Below are 19,310 nucleotides of genomic sequence, written 5' to 3'. Positions count from 1 at the left end.
GGCAGGCAGAAGGGCCGGACGCGCCGCAGCCGGCAATTGTAACAAACAATCCCGAATTTGGCCCTGTCACAAAACCTTAAACAAAGCGTCATTCGCCTGTCACAAACCGATCCTAAGCTGGCACTGCAGTTAGGGAATTCGAACATACGGAAAATCCAAGATTTTCAGCTTGCGCGGCAGTCGCGGTCGACCTGCGCAATCAACCCCGGAGGGCCGGACATGAAACTGATTTATTCCATACACAAATACGACGTGACGATGTTCACCTGGGTCAACGCCGTCGCGATCCGTACCAGCCTGATGCCGGTGTGCCGAGGAATTTCTCGGACGGCGGACGGTTTGCTGTACGTGCTGGCGGCCGGCTGGCTGTATTGGGACCGCGGCGGCCAGGACGGGCTGTTGCAAGCCATGGTGCTGGCGTTTCTGATCGAAAGGCCGGTGTATTTCGCGTTGAAAAAGGGTTTTAAACGCAACCGCCCGCAGCAAGCGCTCAGCAACTTTCAAAGTGCGATCAAGCCGGCCGACCAGTTCAGTTTTCCCTCGGGCCATACCTCGGCGGCGTTCATGGTGGCAACCCTGTTCGGCTATTGCCTGCCGCAACTGGCGACTGCGTTGTATTGCTGGGCCGCCGCCGTCGGCTTGTCCCGGGTCGTGCTCGGCGTGCACTTTCCGACCGACACGTTGATGGGCATGTTTCTGGGTGTCGGCACCGCATTTTTTAGCCTCAATTACGTTTTATCATGAAAATTTTTTACGGTGTGCAAGGTACCGGTAATGGCCACATTACCCGGGCTCGGGTCATGGCAAAGGAATTGTATGCGGCCGGTTGCCAGGTGGACTTTCAGTTCAGCGGCCGCCCGGCGGAACAATATTTCGACATGGAAGTGTTCAACGGCTACCGGGTGAAAACCGGTTTGACCTTCAACACCCACAAAGGCCAGGTCAGCTACCTGAAAACCGCGCTCGAGGCCAGCCCGATCCGCTTCGTCAGAGATATCGGCAGTCTGGATTTGAGTGGCTACGATTTGGTCATCAGCGATTTCGAGCCGGTTACGGCCTGGGCCGCGAAACGGCAGCAGAAAAAAGTGCTCGGTATCGGCCATCAATACGCATTCGGCCACCAGATTCCGCGTGCCGGCGGCGACCCGATCGCCGACCGGGTCATGAAATATTTTGCACCGGCCGACATCGGCATCGGCTTGCATTGGCACCACTTCGGTCAGCCGATCCTGCCGCCCATCATCGAAACCCCGGAATTGCCGCAGCAGGTGCAGGCCAACAAGATCGTGGTGTATCTGCCGTTCGAAGACGGCGACGAAGTGGTCAGGCTGTTGTGTCCGTTCGAAAATTTCGAGTTCCACGTCTACTCGCCGCAACCCGCCGTCTCGAAGTATGCGCACGTGCAATGCAAACCTTTGTCGCGCGACGGCTTTCAGCGGGATTTATACGATTGCGCCGGCATCATCAGCAACGCCGGTTTCGAGCTGGCGAGCGAGTCCTTGCAGTTGGGCAAGAAAATTCTGGTCAAGCCGCTGCACTCGCAGATGGAACAGATCTCCAATGCCAAAGCGCTGAAGCAGCTCGGATACGGCCACACCATGTTCGACCTGGCGCCGCAAGTGATCGAGGATTGGCTGCATAATCCGCACAGCCTGCGGGTGACCTATCCGAACGTCGCCAAGATTATCGTGCAGTGGATCAACGCCGGCATGCCGGCCATGGACACCGAGTTCGTCGAACGGGTTTGGGAATCGGTCGAAGTGTTGCAAGTCAAGCACTAGCCTCGCGCGTTGCCGTCAATCGTCGTCTTCCTCCGGAATCTGCGCCTTCAGCATTTGCGATAACAAGGTTTGCGCGCCGGCGGTGACGATTTCCTCGCCGGGATGCAGGCCTTCGCCGACGAAATAGTGCGCGCCGTTGGCGGAATAGGCCGCCAGCGGCCGCCGGCTGAAATGGGTCGCATCGGTTTTGACGAACACCCAGGCTTGGCCCATATGCCAGACCAGTGCCGACTGCGGCACATCGACGCCGCTTTCGCCGGCTGGGCCGCTGGGCAGCCAGACGGTAATGTGCGTGCCCAGCGGCCAGCGGCATTGGCTGCATTTAAAAAAGTAACGCTGGCCCAGCGTGACCGGATCGGCTTGCGGAGCCGCCGAGACCAGGTCGGCGCTAAGCGCGGTTTGGCGTTGTCCGGCCGGGTCGGCTTGAATCCGGGCGGTTCCGGGTTCCAGCCGAGTGCCGGCCGGCAGCGTGATTTGCAGCAGTTGCGCCCGGTGCTCGAGCAGTTCGGCGGCGGCTTTATGTTCGGGGCGGGTAAACCACTCGGTCAGCGTGTCGCCCCAGGTTAACCGGCTGTTGGCGACGATCAGTTGCTGCTGGTAGCTGTTGGCGGCCAGATTGGCTTGGTCGGCATCGCGTATCGCCTGCTGTTCTTGTAGGCGTCGGGTCGAAACGATGTCCTGGCGGTGCAGGTCGCGGGTGCGGTTCAGGTTATGTTCGGCTTCGCTGAAGCGGGAACGGGCGCCGGCTTGCTGGGCGCTGGCCGCCAGAAACTGCTGGCGCACCGCCAACAACGGCTCCGGATTCAGCACCGTGCCGTAGGCGGTGGTCTCCGGTTGTCGGCGCGCGGCCCGCAGCGGTTCGCTGCGAATGCCGGCCAAGGCTTGGCCGGCGGCGTCCAGCTCCAGCGTATCGCCTTGCGGCCGAGCCGGAGCCGCTGCGGTTTTCGCCGGCGCCGGCGCCGGCGCCGGCGCGTCGTCGCCGTCTGTTGCGGCCGCTGCCGCCAATAGTGAGAAACTGCCTAACAAGCAGGCCAGGGCATAAGCGCTACGCATGAACTGGATGACGGTTTGAATGAACAATCCCGGCCGGCGGCAGTGGCCGCCGGCCGGGGCGGAGTTGGCCGGAATTATAAGGTTCGCCGCGGCTGGCCCTGCATTTTTTTGTTGTGTTAAAAAATTAGCCGGTTATCCTGTTTCGGATTGATTACGGCCAGAGAGATATCCCATGACAGAAGCACCAGAGAATTTGAAATACGCGCAAACTCACGAATGGGCCAAGCTGGAAGACGGCGGCCTGGTGCGGGTTGGCATCACCGATTTTGCCCAGTCCGAACTGGGCGACATCGTCTTCATCGGCCTGCCCGAGGTCGGCCGCGCCGTCAAAGCCCAGGAGCAATTGGCCGTGGTCGAGTCGGTCAAAACCGCATCCGATTTGTTCAGCCCGGTCAGCGGCAGCGTCGTTGCAGTTAACGAAGCAGTGCAGGATGCACCGGAGCTGGTCAACGAAGACGCTTACCAAACCTGGCTGTTTTGCATCCAGGCCGACGACCCTGCCGAACTCGACCAATTATTGGACGCGCAGGGCTACCAAAATTTGATAGAGGCATAAGAACCACCGATGGCTAACCAAAACGCAAAGGGTTTGCGGCGCTTGATCAACGCCTGTTTTTTTTCGATTGCCGGCTTCAAGGCGACCTGGCAACACGAGGAGGCGTTTCGCCAGGAAGTGGCGTTATTCGTGGTGACGACGCCGCTGGCATTGTGGCTGGGGCAAGGCGCGATAGAAAAGGTATTGTTGATAGGTAGCGTGGTATTGGTGCTGCTGGTGGAGCTATTGAATTCCGCGGTCGAAGCCGTCGTCGACCGGGTCGGTTTCGAACACCACGAATTGTCCGGCCGGGCCAAGGACATCGGCTCGGCGGCGGTGATGCTGTCCTTGATCTGGGCGGCGGCGACCTGGGGCATGATATTACTGTAGGCGAAAGCCGGCTTTTCGTTGTTTCGCCTGCTATCTTGTACCGGTTAGCAACATCCGTTACCTTAGGGGCCGCTAAAGTTTAGTCAAACCCAAAGGAAAACAATGAGTGCATTGATCTGTGGCTCCATGGCCTACGACACCATCATGGTGTTTCACGACAAATTCAAAAACCACATCCTGCCGGAAAAAGTCCATATCCTGAACGTGTCGTTTCTGGTGCCGGCGATGCGGCGCGAATACGGCGGCTGTGCCGGCAACATCGCCTACAATCTGAAGCTGTTGCAGGAAGAGCCGTGGATCATGGCTACCGTCGGCCACGATTTCGAGCCGTATGCGCAATGGCTCAGCCAATGCGGCATCAGCAGCCGCTACATCAAGGTGCTGGACGACCATTACACCGGCCAGGCCTACATCACCACCGACCAGGACGATAACCAGATCACCGCTTTCCATCCGGGGGCGATGAATTTCTCGCATTTCAACAGCGTGCCGCTGGACTCGGAAATCACGATCGGCATCGTCTCGCCGGACGGCAAGCAAGGCATGCAGGAACACGCCCAGCAATTCGTCGAGCAAGGCATTCCGTTTATTTTCGATCCGGGCCAAGGCATGCCGATGTTCGATGGCGCGGAACTGCTGCAGTTTTTGGAGCAGGCCAATTACGCCACTTTCAACGATTACGAGTTCGAACTGCTGCAACAGCGCACCGGCCTGGCGCCGGAACAAATCGCCGAAAAAGTCGACGCCTTGATCGTGACCTTGGGTAGCCAAGGCTCCAAAGTCTATACCCGCGGCGAAATCATCGACATCCCGCCGGCCAGCCCAAAACAAATTCTCGATCCGACCGGTTGCGGCGACGCTTACCGGGCCGGTTTGCTGTTCGGCCTGATCAACGATTACGACTGGGAGGTTACCGGCCGCATCGCCTCGCTGCTGGGCGCGATCAAAATCGAGCACAACGGCACCCAGAACCACACCTTCACGATGGCGGAATTCAAAAAACGCTATCAGGAAACCTTCGGTTCGACGTTTTGAGTTTACAGAAAACCCAGGATCTGCTGGCCTTGATGTCCCGCTTGCGCGACCCCGAACGGGGTTGCGCCTGGGACCTGAAGCAGGATTTTCACAGCTTGATCCCGTATACCATCGAAGAAGCCTACGAAGTGGCCGATGCCATCGAGCGCAACGATTTCGACGATTTGCGCGGCGAGCTGGGCGATCTGTTGCTGCAAGTGGTGTTTCATTCGCAAATTGCCCAGGAGCGCGGCCTGTTCGATTTCGAACAAGTCGCGGCGGCCATCGGCCAGAAACTGGTCAGCCGCCATCCGCACGTGTTTGCCGGCGTCAAGTTCGACAACGACGAGCAGCGCCAACAAGCCTGGGACGAAGCCAAGGCCAAGGAGCGGCGCCAGAAGCAGGCGGAATCCCAGCCGGAAAGCGTGCTGGCCGGCGTCGCCCACAGCCTGCCGGCCCTGGTGCAATGCGAGAAAATCCAGAACCGCGCCGCCAGCCATGGTTTCGATTGGCCCGAAGCCGAGCCGGTGTTCGACAAGGTCCGCGAGGAACTCGACGAGGTCCACGAAGCCTGGCGATCCGGCGATCAAGCCCACATCCACGAAGAGGTCGGCGATTTGTTGCTGGTGGCGGTCAATCTGGCCCGGCATTTGAAAGTCAATCCGGAAATAGCGCTGCGCGATGCCACCAAAAAATTCACCCGCCGCTTCAATTACATCGAAAAGCAGGTCGCCGCGTCCGGCCGCCAATTGCGCGACTGCGAACTGGCCGAGCTGGACGGCTTGTGGAATCGGGCCAAGCGCGAGCTGAAGCAGGTTTGAGGCGTGAGCGGCATCTCTTTTTCGCACATAGCCGGCTTGGCTCTGGTTTTGGCCGCGGCGCTACCGGCCAAGGCCGAATTGCTGGGTAGCATCTCCGACGACACCGCGCCGAAACCGCAGCCCGAACCGGCCCCGGCCGGCAAAAACGACGGCCGCCGCATCGTGTACCGGGTGATCTGCTCGGCGGAGGACCGGGATTTGCCGGATTGCGACCACACCGCTGTCGACGACACCGGCGCGGCCGATAACCCGGCAAGCCTGCCGACACCCGACTTGCCGGCGGACCAGGACGATCCGGCCGAAGCCGCCGAGCCGGCAAAGGCGATTCCGGCCGCGGCCCGGCCTTCCCGAGCCGCAAGCACGCGTGCCAACAGGCATGCGCCCGCCAAATCCGCCAAGAAAGCCAAGGCTGCCTCGAAAAAAAACGCCAGCCATAAAAGGCAGCGTAAATAACGGCTGTCCGGCCCAGTCGCCGCCCGACAAAATCCGGGCGCTGCGGCTGGGTTTGCGCTAGGCTTAGCCTGGTTAACCCCGTTGCAAAAGGATACGCAGATGCAGCCCATCAGACCGAATGTACTCGATTTCGAAGCGTCCGGATTCGGCAACGACAGTTATCCGATAGAAGTCGGCGTGGTACTGGGTTCCGGGCAAAAATACTGCGCGTTGATTCGGCCGGCCGGTAACTGGGTGTATTGGGACGAGCAGGCGGAACAGGTGCACGGCCTGAGCCGGGACACTTTGCTGGACTACGGCAAACCGATTCGGCAAGTCGCCGTCGAACTCAACGAATTCTTGGCCGACAGAACCGTTTATTGCGACGGTTGGGTGGTCGACAAACCGTGGCTGTCCCGCCTGTTTTACCAATCCGGCCTGCAACCGAGTTTTTACCTCAGCGCGTTGGAGCTGATATTGAAGGAAACTCAAATGGAAATCTGGAGCCAAACCAAGCGCCAGGTGATCCAGGAATTTGCCATGCACCGGCATCGCGCCAGCACCGATGCTTTGATCATTCAGGAAACTTATGCCCGCACCCGGCAACTAAGCGGTGCCGGCGGTTACGCCTTGGCTTGACCGCGCTGTGCACTTATCAGTCCGTATCGAAAATTTACTACGCTACATTTTTACTCCAACGGTGAAGCAGCAATGACTACGACAACTTTAGTTTCCGATAGCGAATTGCAACAGATCGACGCCTATTGGCGCGGCTGCAATTATCTGGCCGCCGGTATGATTTACCTGCGCGACAACCCGTTGCTGCGCCAACCCTTGCAGCCCGAGCATATCAAACGCCGCCTGCTCGGCCATTGGGGTTCCAGCCCCGGCTTGAGCTTTGCCTACGTGCATTTGAACCGGATCATTAAGCGCTACGACCAGAGCGTGCTGTTCATTGCCGGCCCCGGCCACGGCGCGCCCGGCGTATTGGCCCCGGCTTATCTGGAAGGCACTTACAGCGAGATTTACCCCAACAAAGGCGAAGACGAAGAGGGCATGCGCCAGTTCTTCAAGGAATTCTCGTTTCCGGGCGGTATCGGCAGCCATTGCACGCCGGAAACGCCGGGCTCGATCCACGAAGGCGGCGAGTTGGGCTACAGCATTTCCCACGCCTTCGGCGCGGCCTTCGACAACCCGGATTTGCTGGTCGCGGCCGTGGTCGGCGACGGCGAAGCGGAGACTGCACCGCTGGCCACGTCCTGGCATTCCAACAAATTTCTGAATCCGGCCCGCGACGGCGCGGTGCTGCCGATCCTGCATTTGAACGGCTACAAGATCAACAATCCGACCTTGCTGTCGCGCATCTCGCATCAGGAATTGGACGATTTGTTCAAAGGCTACGGCTGGACCCCGTATTTTGTGGAAGGCGACGAGCCGCTGGCGATGCACCGGAAAATGGCCGAGACGCTGGAAACCTGTTTGCTGGAAATCCGCAAGATTCAGCAGGCCGCGCGCAATGGCGGCGAAGTAGTAAGGCCGCGTTGGCCGATGATTGTGTTGCGTTCGCCGAAAGGCTGGACCGGTCCCAAGTTTGTAGACAACCGCAAAGTCGAAGGCTTCTGGCGCGCGCATCAGGTGCCGATGGCGGCTGTGCGCGAAAACCCGGCGCATTTGCAACAACTGGAAGACTGGCTGCGCAGCTACAAACCGGAGGAATTGTTCGATGCCGACGGCAAATTAGTTCCGGCACTGAAAGCGCTGGCGCCGCAAGGCCAGCGCCGAATGAGCGCGATACCGCAGGCTAACGGCGGCGTGTTGCGGCGGGCGTTGCGGATGCCGGACTTTCGCGATTACGCCGTGGCCTTGCCCGGACCGGGCAAAATCGGCGCCGAAAACACCCGGCCGCTCGGCCAGTTCCTGCGCGACATCATGGCCGACAATATGCACAACTTTCGGGTGTTCGGTCCCGACGAAAATAGCTCCAATAAGCTGGATGCGATTTATGCCGCCAGCAAGAAAACCTGGCTGGCCGATTATCTGCCGGAGGATGCAGACGGCGGCGAGTTGTCGCCCGACGGCCGGGTCATGGAAATGCTGTCCGAACACACGCTGGAAGGCTGGCTGGAAGGCTATTTATTGACCGGCCGCCACGGTTTTTTCTCGACTTACGAGGCCTTCGTCCACGTCATAGATTCGATGTTCAACCAGCACGCCAAATGGCTGGCAATGATGCAGGCCGTGCCGTGGCGGGCGCCGGTGTCGTCGTTGAATCTGTTGATTACGTCGACCGTTTGGCGCCAGGACCACAACGGCTTTACCCACCAGGACCCCGGCTTCCTGGACTTGGTGGTCAACAAAAGCCCGGCGGTCACCCGCATCTACCTGCCGCCGGACGTCAATTGCCTGTTGGCGATTGCCGACCATTGCCTGCGTAGCACCAATTACGTCAACGTCATCGTTTCCGACAAACAGAAACATTTGCAATATCTGGATATCGACGCTGCGATCAAGCATTGCAGCAAAGGCATCGGCATCTGGGAATGGGCCAGCAACGATGCCGGCACCGAGCCGGACTTGGTGATGGCCAGTGCCGGCGACATACCGACCAAGGAAGCGTTGGCCGCCACCGTGATTCTGCGCCAGCATTTCCCGGATTTGAAAGTGCGTTTCGTCAACGTCGTCGATTTGTACAAACTGACGCCGACCAGCGAGCATCCGCACGGCTTGAGCGACAAGGATTTCGACAGTCTGTTTACCCTGGATAAACCGATTCTGTTCAACTTCCACGGCTACCCGTGGCTGATCCACCGTCTGGCTTATCGGCGTGCCAACCACAAAAATCTGCACGTGCGCGGCTACAAGGAAAAGGGCAGCATCAACACCCCGCTGGAGTTGGCGATTCAAAACGAAATCGACCGCTTTAGTCTGGTGATCGATGCGATCGACCGTTTGCCTGGGCTAAAAGTCGCCGGCGCCCACGTCAAGGAAAAAATGCGCGATATGCAGCTCGAATGCCGGCATTACGCCTACGAGCACGGCGTGGATTTGCCGGAGGCGGATGATTGGATTTGGCCGTGATGCCGCGATCTATCAATTCCAATCAATGTGGCTGGGTTTGTTGTTTTATGTTTTTGATGGCTAATCCTGTGCTGGGGCAGCAGGATTGCCCGGCCAAGCCTAAATCTTTTGCACTCGGTCAGATATTTAAGTGTAATTTTTAGGCAAACGTAACTTCCGACTTAACCGCCGCTTTGTACCAGCAATATTTCAACTTCAGCGAGCCGCCGTTTTCGATCTCGCCCGATCCGCACTTCATGTACATGAGCGAACGGCATCAGGAGGGCCTGGCGCATTTGCTGTACGGCATCGATCGCGGCGGCGGTTTCGTCGCGTTGACCGGCGAGGTGGGTACCGGCAAGACCACGCTATGCCACTGTCTGCTGCAACAATTGCCCGCCAACATCGATATCGCCCTGATATTGAACCCCAAGCTGAGCGCTATCGAATTGTTGGCGACGATTTGCGACGAATTGGGTATCGCACACGATGGGATGACGGCGAAAAGCCTGATCGACGCCATCAATCAATATTTGCTTTCGGCCTATGCCGCCGGCAGGCGCACCGTGCTGTTGATCGACGAAGCCCAGAATCTGAGCCTGGAAGTCTTGGAGCAGATTCGGCTGCTGACCAATCTGGAAACCAGCAAGGCCAAATTGCTGCAAATCGTCCTGGTCGGCCAGCCGGAACTGAACGCCATGCTGGCGCGGCGCGAGCTGCGCCAGCTAAACCAACGTATAACCGCGCGTTACCATCTGCTGCCGTTGTCGTTCGACGAGACCAAAGCTTACATTCAGCACCGGTTGCGGGTCTGCCGCGGCAGCCACCGTTTATTCAGCGCTGCCGCGATTCGGCGGATTTACCGCTATTCGGCCGGCGTGCCGCGGCTGATCAATATCTTGTGCGATAGAGCCTTGCTCGGCGCCTATGCCACCGATGCCGGGCGGATTACCCCGGCCATCGTCAACCGCTCGGCCCGGGAAACCTTGGGTTTGAAATCGTGGCTGCCGCGCTGGCTGCCGGCCGTTGCCGCGGCGCTGCTGTTAACCGGCGCGATGGCCGGCGGCTATGCTTGGCGGCATGAATTGGGGTTGGTAAGTCCGGCGAAACCGCTAACCGTTCCGGAAGCGGGCGTATCGAAACCGGTTGCCGCCCAGCCGGAACGTCCGGCATTCCGCGCATGGCTGGAGTATTCGGCGCCGGCCTTCGATGCCGCACTCGGCGAACTGTTGCGGATTTGGGGCGCGGCCGTGCCGGCCGGGCGGATGGCCGATTGCCGTTATGCGGCCGAGCTAGGCTTGAATTGCTTGCCCGGCACAGGTAATTGGAAGGATGTACTCGCTCTGGATCGTCCGGCGCTACTGGAGTTTGCCGACGGCCAGGGGCGCAAGCGCTTCGTGCCGATCCAAGCCGTGGAACAGGGGCGGACCTTGGTTTTAGCCGGCGGTGCGATCCGTTTTCCATTGGCCGATGTACTGGCGGACTGGGACGGCAATTTCTTACTGCTGTGGCGTTCGCCGCGCCCGGGCGTCAGCGAAATTGCCGCACCGCAGAAATCGGCCGAAGTGTTGTGGTTGCGCGACAGGCTGGGGCAAGCGATGCAATTGGCGAAAGCCGAGGCCGAGCCGGACTATTTCGACGATACGCTGAAACGGCAATTGACGGAATTTCAGCGCTTGCAGCATTTGGCGGCCGATGGCATTGCCGGCGCCAGGACGTTGATTCGTCTGGATAATTTAACCGGCGCCGCCGATTCGCCGCATTTGCAGGCCGGTCAACGCTAGGGTCTTGGACATGTCTTATATCCTGAACGCATTACGTAAATCGGAGCGGGAACGCCAGTCTTGCCAACCTGATACGGTCGCCGGCCGAATTGCGCTGCAACACGCGCCGCCGCCGCACGCTACCGCCAAAATCATCGCGGCATTGTTGGCGGTAAACGCGGCAATTCTGGCTTACTTCCTGGGTGTGGCGCCGAGGATGGCCGCCAATGGCAATGCGCCGCCGGCGCAGGCCGCGGCGCAGCAATTGCCGGCCTTGCCGCCCGCAGAATCGAACCCGGCGCTGCCTGGCGAACGGCCGCCGCTGCCGCCGAAAGCTTCGCCCAAGGCCAAGCCGGAGCAAACGCGCGCCGCAACCCCGGCGACTGCGGTTAAGTCCGCCGAGCTCAAGAAGCCGCCAATCGAGCCGGCCAAACCGGCGCCGGTTCCGCCGGCACCGGCCAAAACGCTGGCGCAGGCCGAGCCGGCGAGTGCCGCCAAGCCGTTGCCGGCAGCGGAACCGGCCGGCCGGCCGCCGATGCGGGCGGCAATCGCCAATGAGGCTGGCGCGGTTGCGCTGGCGGCGAAGAGCGGTTTGCCGACGCTGGAAGAACTGCCGGCAGAGCTGCGCCAGTCTCTACCCAGTCTGCCGATCAACGTCTTTAGCTATTCGCCGATTCCGGCCGAGCGTTTCGTCATGATCGATATGGTCAAATACGTACCCGGCCAAATGATCAAGGACCGGTTGGAACTGAAGCAGATCCTGGAAGACGGCATCGTCGTCAGTTACGACGGCCAGCAGTTTAAAATCAAACGCCAGTGATTGCGGCCGGGCCGGCGGTACTATGTCCGAACGGGTCCGGCGGGCCGGAGGTTGCTAAGCGGCGGTGGCCTTGATAGCCTATTGCCGGCCGAGCGGCGACGGAACGGGCCGGCGGAACCTAGCCAGGAGTGGCGCTTAGATAACTATAACAATACCGATAACAGAGCCCTCCGCATGAAACTGGAAACCCAATTCAGCACCGCGCAATTGCAACGCATCAACGTGCAATCCATCTTGTACCTATGTTCCTGCCCGTCCCAGGTTGGAGTGCAGATCGACAGTCTGCGCCGCCTGTTCGATTATCAGGCCAATTGCGCCGACCGCAGCCGGAGCGAAATTCAAACCCAGGTGCACGCCCGCATCGCCGAAGCCAGCGAGCAGGCGCACCGGATCATGGAGGAGTGTTTGAAGGACGTGCTGGAGCTGGAAGGCTGGGACATGGCAACCCTGGAAATGCCGGCCGGCCTGCGCACTTTATTGGAACAAGAAATCGACGGCGAATAGCTGTCGCACTCTAAGGCTCCGGCGCCGCGGCATCGGGCGCTGGCCGTTCTTCGGTTCGCGCTTCACTGGCCGTATTTTTTCTCTAGCGCCTGTGTCAGCGCGTCGGCTTCGGCGTCGGACATGTTCTCCAGCTCCTGCAAGGTTTTGCCGGTGACTTGCTTCACCGCGGCGGCGCCTTGGCCGCTGCTCAATGCCGCGCGGGCTTCCGCCGATAATCGTTCGGCTTCTTGCTGGTTTTGCCGGGTCCGGGCTTGGTAAAGCCGGTCGACTTCGGCATCCGATTTTCCCTGCGCTGCCGCGCCCAATGCTTTGCGTTTGTCGTCCATGACTTCCCGCTTCGCTTTGGCCTTGGCCGCGTCCAGCATTTGTTGCGCTTGTTGTTGCCTGGCCTGCTCGGCACGTTGCGCGGCGGCACGCTCGACGGCTGCTGTGGCTTCCAATTCCGGGTCCCAGTCGGCCGATACCGTTTGGCTGCCGATTAAGGCGACGATGCTCAGTATCAATAGGCGTTTGTTCATGAATGTCTCCTGTCGTGTTTGGCCGATTTGTCCGCCGGCGGCGTGGCAATCGGTTTTGTTGGTTTTGCGGTAAATCCTATTAACGATTGCCGAATATGTAGCTTATACCTGTGCAGTCGCGCCTTTTACCAACAGAAGTGTTCCGCTTGCAAAACGGGAGGAGTCCATATCCGTGCCCAGCAAGACCTGCTGGCCGCGCATCGTTTTCAGCCGGCCCGACGCAGCAAAAGTATTGCTGGGAAAACCGGCGAGCAGGTGTTGAAGATGGTGCCGCTAGTGTTTACCTTATGCGGCAACGCCCAGACCTTCGCGGCGTTGTCGGCCTGGCCGGGCGGCGTTGGGCGGCGTAACGGTATTTGGGGGTGCGCCGACTGGCGGATGCTGGTTGCGATGGAAAGCCAGTGCGAATATGCCTGGCGAATTTTGCTGGACTGGCCGGCGTTATTGGTCCGGCTGGATAGGCAGCATCGGTCCGCGTTGTTTACCGAGGATCGTAAACTGTTGCCGCGCATTCGCTCCGAAATCGTCGCTTTGCTGGACCAAGCCGTTTTCGGCGAAAATTTGTAAACTTGGCGCCAGATAGCCAGCGAAGCGGATTTACCGGTCTGGCTCGCCGGATAAAATAGCTTGGTGGCGGCCGTGATCGCCGAGTTGTATCGCTTGGATTGATTTACAACCGGTAGCTCCGCGCCGGCCTGATTGCGTTGCTGCAATGTGCGGCTTCTGGCGAGCTGCCACCGGAGATGGCTGACGCCTTCGGTGCGGATGCCACCGGACTGGCGCGAGTCGAAGCGGCGCGCGGCGTATTGATCCACCGGGTCGAATTTGCGGCCGGCAAAGTGGTCGATTATCGAGTTATCGACCCGGCCGAATGGAATTGCCGGCCCGGCGGCGTGTTGGCTCAGGGGTTAAGCGCGTTAACGGCAAACGGCCCGCAGAATTTACGCCGGCAGGCGGAATGGTGGATACAGGCGATCGATCCCTGTGTACCTTATCGGCTGGTAGTGAATGAAAGGTAGATACCGTCTTAAAAGTCAACTTTGAAAAGCGTAATCGCCCCGGTAAGGCTCGCGAGTTTTCAGGACACCAAAGCACAAATGTACGAGTTTACGCATAGCACCACCGAGAGCAGACATTTTGATTTTTCCACGTGCCTGCAAACGCAGATAGAGTGCTTTGAGATGAGGGTTGTATTGAACGCCGACCACGGTGGCCATGTAAAGGATGGCGCGTATACGGGCGGGGCCAGCTTTAGATAGTCGGGGCCGCCCTTGAATCGAGGAACCGGACTGTCGTTCCACGGGCACCAAACCCAGGTAAGCGGCCAGTTGTTCGGCGGATTGAAAGTGATGATTGTGCATCACCGCTAACAAGTGATTGCTAACCTGGGGACCGACGCCGGGAATACTGATTAACAGCGTCCGGTCCGCCTTCAGTTCAGGGTGCTGATCGATATGGTCGTCGATGTCGATCTGGAGTTTAGCGAGTTGAGTTTCCAGGAAAGTAATAGAGTCGAGTAGGGATTGGTGAATCAGTGCCGGAGTATCGGTGGCCCGGGCTTTTTCCAGGCGGTTGCGTTCGCGTTGCAAATCCTGGGCGATCGCTTCACGGCGGGATAACAGGGCTTGCAAGGTGCGAGCTTCTGGAGTTGGAGGTGTCCAAGGCCTGGGGTTCAACAACGCGCCGTAACGGGCCAACACCAGACTATCGACGCCGTCGGTCTTGGTGCGCACACCCAGGCTGCGGCCAAAGTCTTTGGCTTGAGCGGGATTTACAATCGAGACCGTGACGCCTGCATCGCTCAAGGCGAGTGCAGCCTGTTCGTGATAAACGCCGGTCCCTTCCAGGATAGCGTGTAGCGTGTCAGGTGTGGCCTGTTGCTTTACACACCAAGCTAGCAGATCGTCGACGCCCGCTTTGGAATTGGTAACGGATTTCGCACGGCGTTTGGCAGTGGCAACATCCAATAACAGACTGCAATCAAGTTTGGCTTTAGAAACATCGATACCGATAAAAAACATAGAGTGATTCAGCATGAAGAAACAAAATAAACCAACCGAGCCCACTTGCCTTGTGCATACAGGGTCATTGCCCTTGGCTACCGTTCAGTGTCTTCGTTGGCATCAGAAGCGAGACAGAAGGCTTAATCTACATGCCAAGGTCGAACCTTAAGGGTACGCACAAGCTCTTTCTGTCTCAGTGCCAAGGTAGCTAACCATGGCGACAAGTAAGATACAAGGGTACGCACCGCGTACCATCGAAGGCTTGAAAGGTACGCGGTGCGTACCCTGTCGGCTTGAAACGGCTCCGAGATAAGGTGGATTGAAAGACTATGCACGAAATGTCGTTATGCGAAGGCGTATTGCACATCATCGAACGGGAAGCGCAAACTCAGGGCTTCGGCCGGGTGAAAACGGTATGGTTGGAAATCGGCGCTTTGGCCGGCGTCGAACCGGAAGCGATGCGGTTTTGCTTCGACGCGGTCATGCGCGGTTCGCTGGCCGATGGCGCCGGGCTGGAAATTATTGCCGCGCCCGGCGTGGCCTGGTGTCTGCCGTGCGGGGAAAATGTCGCCGTCAGCCAGTTGTACGACGTTTGCCCCAACTGCGGCGGCCATCAACTGCAAATCGTCGGCGGCGACCAAATGCGAATCAAAGAACTGGAGGTAGAGTAATGTGCGGCGTCTGCGGCTGCGGCGAGGGCCCGAACTACTCGCATGAACACGATCACGATCCTCAACATGGCCACGCACACGAACATCGGCACGTGCATGCGCACAGCCATAGCCAGCATCACCATCACCACGAACATGCGCATGCACCGGGCCTGACGCCGGCGCGGATGGTGCAGATCGAGCAGGATATTTTGTCTGCCAATAACCGTTACGCCGACGACAATCGGCGCTATTTCGGCGAGCGCGGCATGCTGGCGTTAAATCTGGTCTCCAGTCCCGGCTCCGGCAAGACTACACTGTTGACCGAAACCATTCTGCGACTGAAAGACGAGCTGAAAATCGGCGTGATCGAAGGCGACCAACAAACCGCCCGCGATGCCGACCGCATCCGCGCCACCGGCGTGCCGGCCGTGCAGATCAATACCGGCAAAGGCTGTCATTTGGACGCGCACCGGGTCGGCCACGCACTGGAAAGCCTTAATTTGCCGGAGAAAAGCCTGTTGTTTATCGAAAACGTCGGTAATCTGGTCTGCCCGTCGGCCTTCGATTTGGGCGAGGCGCATAAAGTGGTGATTCTGTCGGTCACAGAGGGCGAGGACAAGCCGATCAAATACCCGGACATGTTCCATGCCGCCGATTTGATGATCCTGAACAAAACCGACTTGCTGCCGTACTTGGATTTCGACGTCGAACAATGCATCCGCTATGCCAAGCAGGTCAATCCCAAAATTCGGGTGTTGCAGTTGTCGGCCAAAACCGGCGAGGGCATGGACAACTGGTTGAAATGGCTGCGGGCGGAGTTGGACTTGCAGGGGATTGGGTATGCGTAGTTTGCATTGCTTGCAGTCAAGCGCATACGATACCTGTCATCGGTAATTTATTGGAGCCGTTAAGTGTCTACAACTCAAGAAATTTATCAGAAACTTAGTCAATTGATGCCGCTAGAAAAACTGCAACTGGCGGAAATGTTACTGGCAGATTTGGATACGCCCGATCCTCAAATCGATGCGGTTTGGCGCGATGAAGCCCAAAAAAGATGGCAAGCGTATAAAGACGGCAAAATGTCTAGCGTCAGTTATGACTCGATCATGCAAAAATATAAATGAACGTCGAGTTTCTCGCCGCTGCCGAAACTGAACTAGACCAAGCTTATCAGTGGTACGAGCAACAACAATCGGGATTGGGAAAACAATTTTTGTCTGAATTCGATGCAGCGATTCGCCGTATCACAGCCTTCCCCACATCCTACGTTTTAATCGATACCGATATTCGCCGCTGCCTGATAAAACGCTTTCCTTATGGTGTTTTGTACGGCATCGACCATGAATCGATTATCGTTGTTGCCGTAGCTCATTTGCATCGAAAACCGGATTATTGGTTAGGTCGGATTGGCTGAAATAATTATCAGGAACGCCATATGTGCCTAGCCTTGCCTGCCCAAATTACCGATATTGATTTTGCGACTCAGATGGCGACCGTCTCGGTGGACGGCGTCAAGGTCGAAGTCTCGCTGGCCTTGGTTGACGACGTGAAAGTCGGCGATTATGTGCTGGTCCACGTCGGCTTCGCCTTGAATAAAATCGACGAGGACGAAGCGCTGAAAACCCTGGCTTTGTTCGTCGAAGCCGGCTTGACCGCGTCGTGAAATTCATCGACGAATTCCGCCAGCGCGACGTCGCCAAGCAACTGGCCGGGGCGATTGCGCAAACGGTCGATCCGAATCGGCATTACCGGCTGATGGAATTTTGCGGCGGCCATACCCACGCCATTTTCCGTTACGGCGTGCAGGATTTGATGCCGGCCAACGTCGAGTTTATCCACGGTCCCGGCTGCCCGGTTTGCGTATTACCGACCGGACGCATCGACAACGCGATTCAGTTGGTCGAACAGCACGACGTGATTCTGTGCACTTACGCCGATCTGATGCGGGTGCCGGGTGGCGCGGGTTCCCGACCCGCCGCCGCACTTTCACCGTCCATGGCGGTCGGCGGCTCAGGCCCCAAGCTCGCCGCCGCACTCCCTCCATCCATGGCGGTCGCTAGCGGTAGGCAAAGCCTGATCAAAGCCAAAGCGGCCGGCGGCGATATCCGCATGGTTTATTCCACGCAAGATGCGCTAAACATCGCCCGCGCCAATCCGGAGCGGCAGGTGGTGTTTTTCGCCATCGGTTTCGAGACCACGACGCCGCCGACCGCGGTTGCTATCAAGCAGGCTGCAGCCGAAGGCTTGAAAAATTTCAGCGTGTTCTGCAACCACGTGCTGACGCCGGCAGCGATGCAAGCCATTCTGGATGCGCCGGAACCGGTGCAGATCGACGCCTTTCTCGGGCCCTCGCACGTCAGCAGCGTAATCGGCAGCCGGCCTTACGAAACTTTCGCCGAGCACTACGGCAAACCCATCGTCATCGCCGGTTTCGAACCATTGGACGTGATGCAGTCGGCCTTGATGCTGATCCGCCAACTCAACGCCGGCCGCCACGAAGTGGAAAACGAATACAGCCGCGCCGTGACCCGCGACGGCAACAGCAAAGCCCAGGCGCTGGTCGCCGAGGTATTCGAATTGCGCCCGGAATTCGAATGGCGCGGTCTGGGACTGATCCCCAACAGCGCGTTGCGCATCAAACCGCAGTACGCCCAATTCGACGCCGAACGCCGCTTCGCGATGCCGGCCATCAAAGCCAGCGATGTCAAGGGTTGCGAGTGCCCGGCGATATTGCGCGGCGCCAAGAAACCGCAGGATTGCAAACTACTCGGCACGGTCTGTACCCCGGAAAACCCGATGGGTTCGTGCATGGTGTCGTCGGAGGGCGCTTGCGCGGCGTATTGGAGTTATGGCCGGGTGAGGGCCGGTTAAGCTACGCCAACTCCCCAGCGTAGCGACTCGGCGTCAATTCGCGGCTCGGAGCTTGCTGGCGGCGCAGAGGGTAATAGCTCGATTGCGTTCGCGGCCAACTCGTCCAAACCCGATCGGTAATAACCCGGCCGAAACCGGCGTCGCCCGCCGCGCGGTTATCAGCTTGCCTTGGTCAACAACTCTTTCAGCAAAGCATTCGGAAAGCGCCGGCTGGGCGTGATCGCGTAAAAGCGTTCGCGAAGGTCGGCGATGCGGTAATGCTCCACCAGCAGGCCCTGGCGCAATTCATCCAGCACGACCACCGGCGGCACCAGGGCCAAATGGTCCGATTCGCGTGCCAACAAGCGCAACATCGCCATGTCGTCCACTTCCGCCACCACGATGGGCCGCACGCCGGCCTGCTCCAGCATAAAATCGAAAGCGCCGCGAATTTCGCTCTCGATGCTGGGCAACAACAGCGGTCTGGCGTTCAAATCCTGCGGAAACCGAAACGGCGCGGCGGCGTCATCGGGTTTGCCGACCAGGCTGACCGGCTGCTCGTCCAGCAGATGGCAATGCCAATTGGCTTGGGCATCGCGCGGTGCCGGCCGGTTGGACAGCACCAGATCCAGGGTATGCGCATGCATTTGCAGCAGCAATTCGCGCAAGCTGCCGGAGTGCAGCACCAGTTCCACGTCGCTGCGCTGCACCCAGGAGCGCACCAATTCCAGTTGGAAATTCCGCGACAAGGTCGAAACCGCACCGATCCGCAACAGTTGGCGTTCGCCGGCCGAGCGGCCGTGCATCAAACTGATCAGTTCGTCGCCGGTGCGAAAAATAGCGTTGGCATAATCCAGCGCTATCCGCCCGGCTTCGGTTAGTTGCAGGCGCTTGCCTTCGCGCTCGAACAATTTTTGCCCTAGCGACTCTTCGAGTTGGCGTAGTTGGATGCTCAGCGCTGACTGCGACACGTGCAGCCGCTCGGCGGCGCGGGTCAGGTTGCTTTCGTTGGCGATCATCCAGAAATAACGCAGGTGGTGATAGTTCAGACTGGCCATTTTTCATTAATAAAACAGAACGTTTCTATTAAGTACATATATTGGATGAATTAATGGC

Annotated in this window: 24 protein-coding genes; 20 read left to right on the top strand and 4 right to left on the bottom strand. The window is 58.7% G+C overall.

Features of this window, described 5'->3' with window-relative positions; all coding sequences use genetic code 11:
• Positions 1-219 precede the first annotated feature (219 nt).
• Both VXJ35_RS19720 and VXJ35_RS19715 read left to right on the top strand, forming a co-directional pair.
• On the top strand, positions 220-744 hold the full coding sequence (locus VXJ35_RS19720; RefSeq protein ID WP_064022870.1) for a phosphatase PAP2 family protein: 525 nt from the start codon (positions 220-222) through the stop codon (positions 742-744).
• On the top strand, positions 741-1,781 hold the full coding sequence (locus VXJ35_RS19715; RefSeq protein WP_064022869.1) for an MJ1255/VC2487 family glycosyltransferase: 1,041 nt from the start codon (positions 741-743) through the stop codon (positions 1,779-1,781). Before VXJ35_RS19720 ends, VXJ35_RS19715 begins: the two co-directional genes overlap by 4 nt.
• 15 nt (positions 1,782-1,796) lie before the next feature.
• On the opposite strand, the gene VXJ35_RS19710 is transcribed toward VXJ35_RS19715, so the two are convergent.
• The gene (locus VXJ35_RS19710) at positions 1,797-2,861 is read right to left on the bottom strand and encodes an efflux RND transporter periplasmic adaptor subunit (RefSeq protein ID WP_231914787.1); all 1,065 of its coding nucleotides are present in this window, start codon (positions 2,859-2,861) and stop codon (positions 1,797-1,799) included.
• A 145-nt stretch (positions 2,862-3,006) separates the two neighbouring features.
• Here VXJ35_RS19710 and gcvH point away from each other — a divergent pair, with 145 nt between their 5' ends.
• The 10 genes from gcvH (at position 3,007) to VXJ35_RS19660 (ending at position 12,170) form a co-directional block, all read left to right on the top strand.
• Positions 3,007-3,390 carry a glycine cleavage system protein GcvH gene (gene gcvH / locus VXJ35_RS19705; RefSeq protein ID WP_064022868.1) on the top strand — a complete coding sequence of 128 codons (384 nt, stop codon included), beginning with the start codon at positions 3,007-3,009 and terminating at the stop codon, positions 3,388-3,390.
• A 9-nt stretch (positions 3,391-3,399) separates the two neighbouring features.
• On the top strand, positions 3,400-3,759 hold the full coding sequence (locus VXJ35_RS19700) for a diacylglycerol kinase (RefSeq protein ID WP_064022867.1): 360 nt from the start codon (positions 3,400-3,402) through the stop codon (positions 3,757-3,759).
• 102 nt (positions 3,760-3,861) lie between these two features.
• Entirely contained in the window at positions 3,862-4,794 is a 933-nt protein-coding gene (locus VXJ35_RS19695) for a carbohydrate kinase family protein (RefSeq protein ID WP_064022866.1), read from the top strand.
• Complete coding sequence (gene mazG, locus VXJ35_RS19690) at positions 4,791-5,594, top strand: nucleoside triphosphate pyrophosphohydrolase (RefSeq protein WP_082881013.1); 804 nt, start codon at positions 4,791-4,793, stop codon at positions 5,592-5,594. Before VXJ35_RS19695 ends, mazG begins: the two co-directional genes overlap by 4 nt.
• Positions 5,595-5,597: 3 nt before the next feature.
• The gene (locus tag VXJ35_RS19685; RefSeq protein ID WP_064022865.1) at positions 5,598-6,047 is read left to right on the top strand and encodes a hypothetical protein; all 450 of its coding nucleotides are present in this window, start codon (positions 5,598-5,600) and stop codon (positions 6,045-6,047) included.
• Positions 6,048-6,146: 99 nt separating this feature from the next.
• Positions 6,147-6,665, top strand: a complete 519-nt coding sequence (locus VXJ35_RS19680; protein ID WP_054763604.1) for a hypothetical protein — start codon at positions 6,147-6,149, stop codon at positions 6,663-6,665.
• A 72-nt stretch (positions 6,666-6,737) separates the two neighbouring features.
• Positions 6,738-9,104 (top strand): phosphoketolase, encoded by a 2,367-nt coding sequence (locus tag VXJ35_RS19675; protein WP_064022864.1) that lies wholly within the window; start codon positions 6,738-6,740, stop codon positions 9,102-9,104.
• A 173-nt stretch (positions 9,105-9,277) separates the two neighbouring features.
• Positions 9,278-10,867: an ExeA family protein gene (locus VXJ35_RS19670; protein ID WP_064022863.1), complete on the top strand. Its 1,590-nt coding sequence runs from the start codon at positions 9,278-9,280 to the stop codon at positions 10,865-10,867.
• A 10-nt stretch (positions 10,868-10,877) separates the two neighbouring features.
• Positions 10,878-11,666 (top strand): general secretion pathway protein GspB, encoded by a 789-nt coding sequence (locus VXJ35_RS19665; protein ID WP_064022862.1) that lies wholly within the window; start codon positions 10,878-10,880, stop codon positions 11,664-11,666.
• Positions 11,667-11,840: 174 nt separating this feature from the next.
• Entirely contained in the window at positions 11,841-12,170 is a 330-nt protein-coding gene (locus tag VXJ35_RS19660) for a hypothetical protein (protein ID WP_082881012.1), read from the top strand.
• A 62-nt stretch (positions 12,171-12,232) separates the two neighbouring features.
• On the opposite strand, the gene VXJ35_RS19655 is transcribed toward VXJ35_RS19660, so the two are convergent.
• Positions 12,233-12,688, bottom strand: coding sequence for a hypothetical protein (locus VXJ35_RS19655; RefSeq protein WP_064022861.1), 456 nt, complete (start codon positions 12,686-12,688; stop codon positions 12,233-12,235).
• Between the two features lie 255 nt (positions 12,689-12,943).
• Here VXJ35_RS19655 and VXJ35_RS19650 point away from each other — a divergent pair, with 255 nt between their 5' ends.
• Positions 12,944-13,255 (top strand): hypothetical protein, encoded by a 312-nt coding sequence (locus tag VXJ35_RS19650; RefSeq protein ID WP_157198239.1) that lies wholly within the window; start codon positions 12,944-12,946, stop codon positions 13,253-13,255.
• 176 nt (positions 13,256-13,431) lie between these two features.
• Positions 13,432-13,707: a nickel-dependent hydrogenase large subunit gene (locus tag VXJ35_RS19645; RefSeq protein WP_064022859.1), complete on the top strand. Its 276-nt coding sequence runs from the start codon at positions 13,432-13,434 to the stop codon at positions 13,705-13,707.
• Between the two features lie 15 nt (positions 13,708-13,722).
• Here the strand turns inward: VXJ35_RS19645 and VXJ35_RS19640 are convergent, their stop codons facing one another.
• A complete protein-coding gene (locus VXJ35_RS19640; protein WP_197495908.1) occupies positions 13,723-14,724 on the bottom strand; it encodes an IS110 family transposase in 1,002 nt (333 codons plus the stop codon).
• Positions 14,725-15,020: 296 nt separating this feature from the next.
• Here VXJ35_RS19640 and hypA point away from each other — a divergent pair, with 296 nt between their 5' ends.
• The 6 genes from hypA (at position 15,021) to hypD (ending at position 18,215) form a co-directional block, all read left to right on the top strand.
• Positions 15,021-15,362 carry a hydrogenase maturation nickel metallochaperone HypA gene (hypA, locus tag VXJ35_RS19635; protein WP_064022858.1) on the top strand — a complete coding sequence of 114 codons (342 nt, stop codon included), beginning with the start codon at positions 15,021-15,023 and terminating at the stop codon, positions 15,360-15,362.
• Complete coding sequence (hypB, locus tag VXJ35_RS19630; RefSeq protein ID WP_064022857.1) at positions 15,362-16,192, top strand: hydrogenase nickel incorporation protein HypB; 831 nt, start codon at positions 15,362-15,364, stop codon at positions 16,190-16,192. Before hypA ends, hypB begins: the two co-directional genes overlap by 1 nt.
• Positions 16,193-16,255: 63 nt before the next feature.
• The gene (locus tag VXJ35_RS19625; protein WP_231914786.1) at positions 16,256-16,468 is read left to right on the top strand and encodes an addiction module protein; all 213 of its coding nucleotides are present in this window, start codon (positions 16,256-16,258) and stop codon (positions 16,466-16,468) included.
• Complete coding sequence (locus VXJ35_RS19620; protein ID WP_082881011.1) at positions 16,465-16,758, top strand: type II toxin-antitoxin system RelE/ParE family toxin; 294 nt, start codon at positions 16,465-16,467, stop codon at positions 16,756-16,758. Before VXJ35_RS19625 ends, VXJ35_RS19620 begins: the two co-directional genes overlap by 4 nt.
• Before the next feature lie 21 nt (positions 16,759-16,779).
• A complete protein-coding gene (locus VXJ35_RS19615) occupies positions 16,780-17,007 on the top strand; it encodes a HypC/HybG/HupF family hydrogenase formation chaperone (protein ID WP_064022855.1) in 228 nt (75 codons plus the stop codon).
• A complete protein-coding gene (gene hypD, locus VXJ35_RS19610) occupies positions 17,004-18,215 on the top strand; it encodes a hydrogenase formation protein HypD (protein ID WP_064022854.1) in 1,212 nt (403 codons plus the stop codon). Before VXJ35_RS19615 ends, hypD begins: the two co-directional genes overlap by 4 nt.
• A 158-nt stretch (positions 18,216-18,373) precedes the next feature.
• On the opposite strand, the gene VXJ35_RS19605 is transcribed toward hypD, so the two are convergent.
• Positions 18,374-19,252 carry a LysR family transcriptional regulator gene (locus tag VXJ35_RS19605; protein ID WP_064022853.1) on the bottom strand — a complete coding sequence of 293 codons (879 nt, stop codon included), beginning with the start codon at positions 19,250-19,252 and terminating at the stop codon, positions 18,374-18,376.
• Positions 19,253-19,310 lie beyond the last annotated feature (58 nt).

The organism is Methylomonas sp. DH-1 (genome assembly GCF_046097555.1).
Taxonomy (GTDB): domain Bacteria; phylum Pseudomonadota; class Gammaproteobacteria; order Methylococcales; family Methylomonadaceae; genus Methylomonas; species Methylomonas koyamae.
This window is presented reverse-complemented; position numbering and strand designations above follow the sequence as displayed.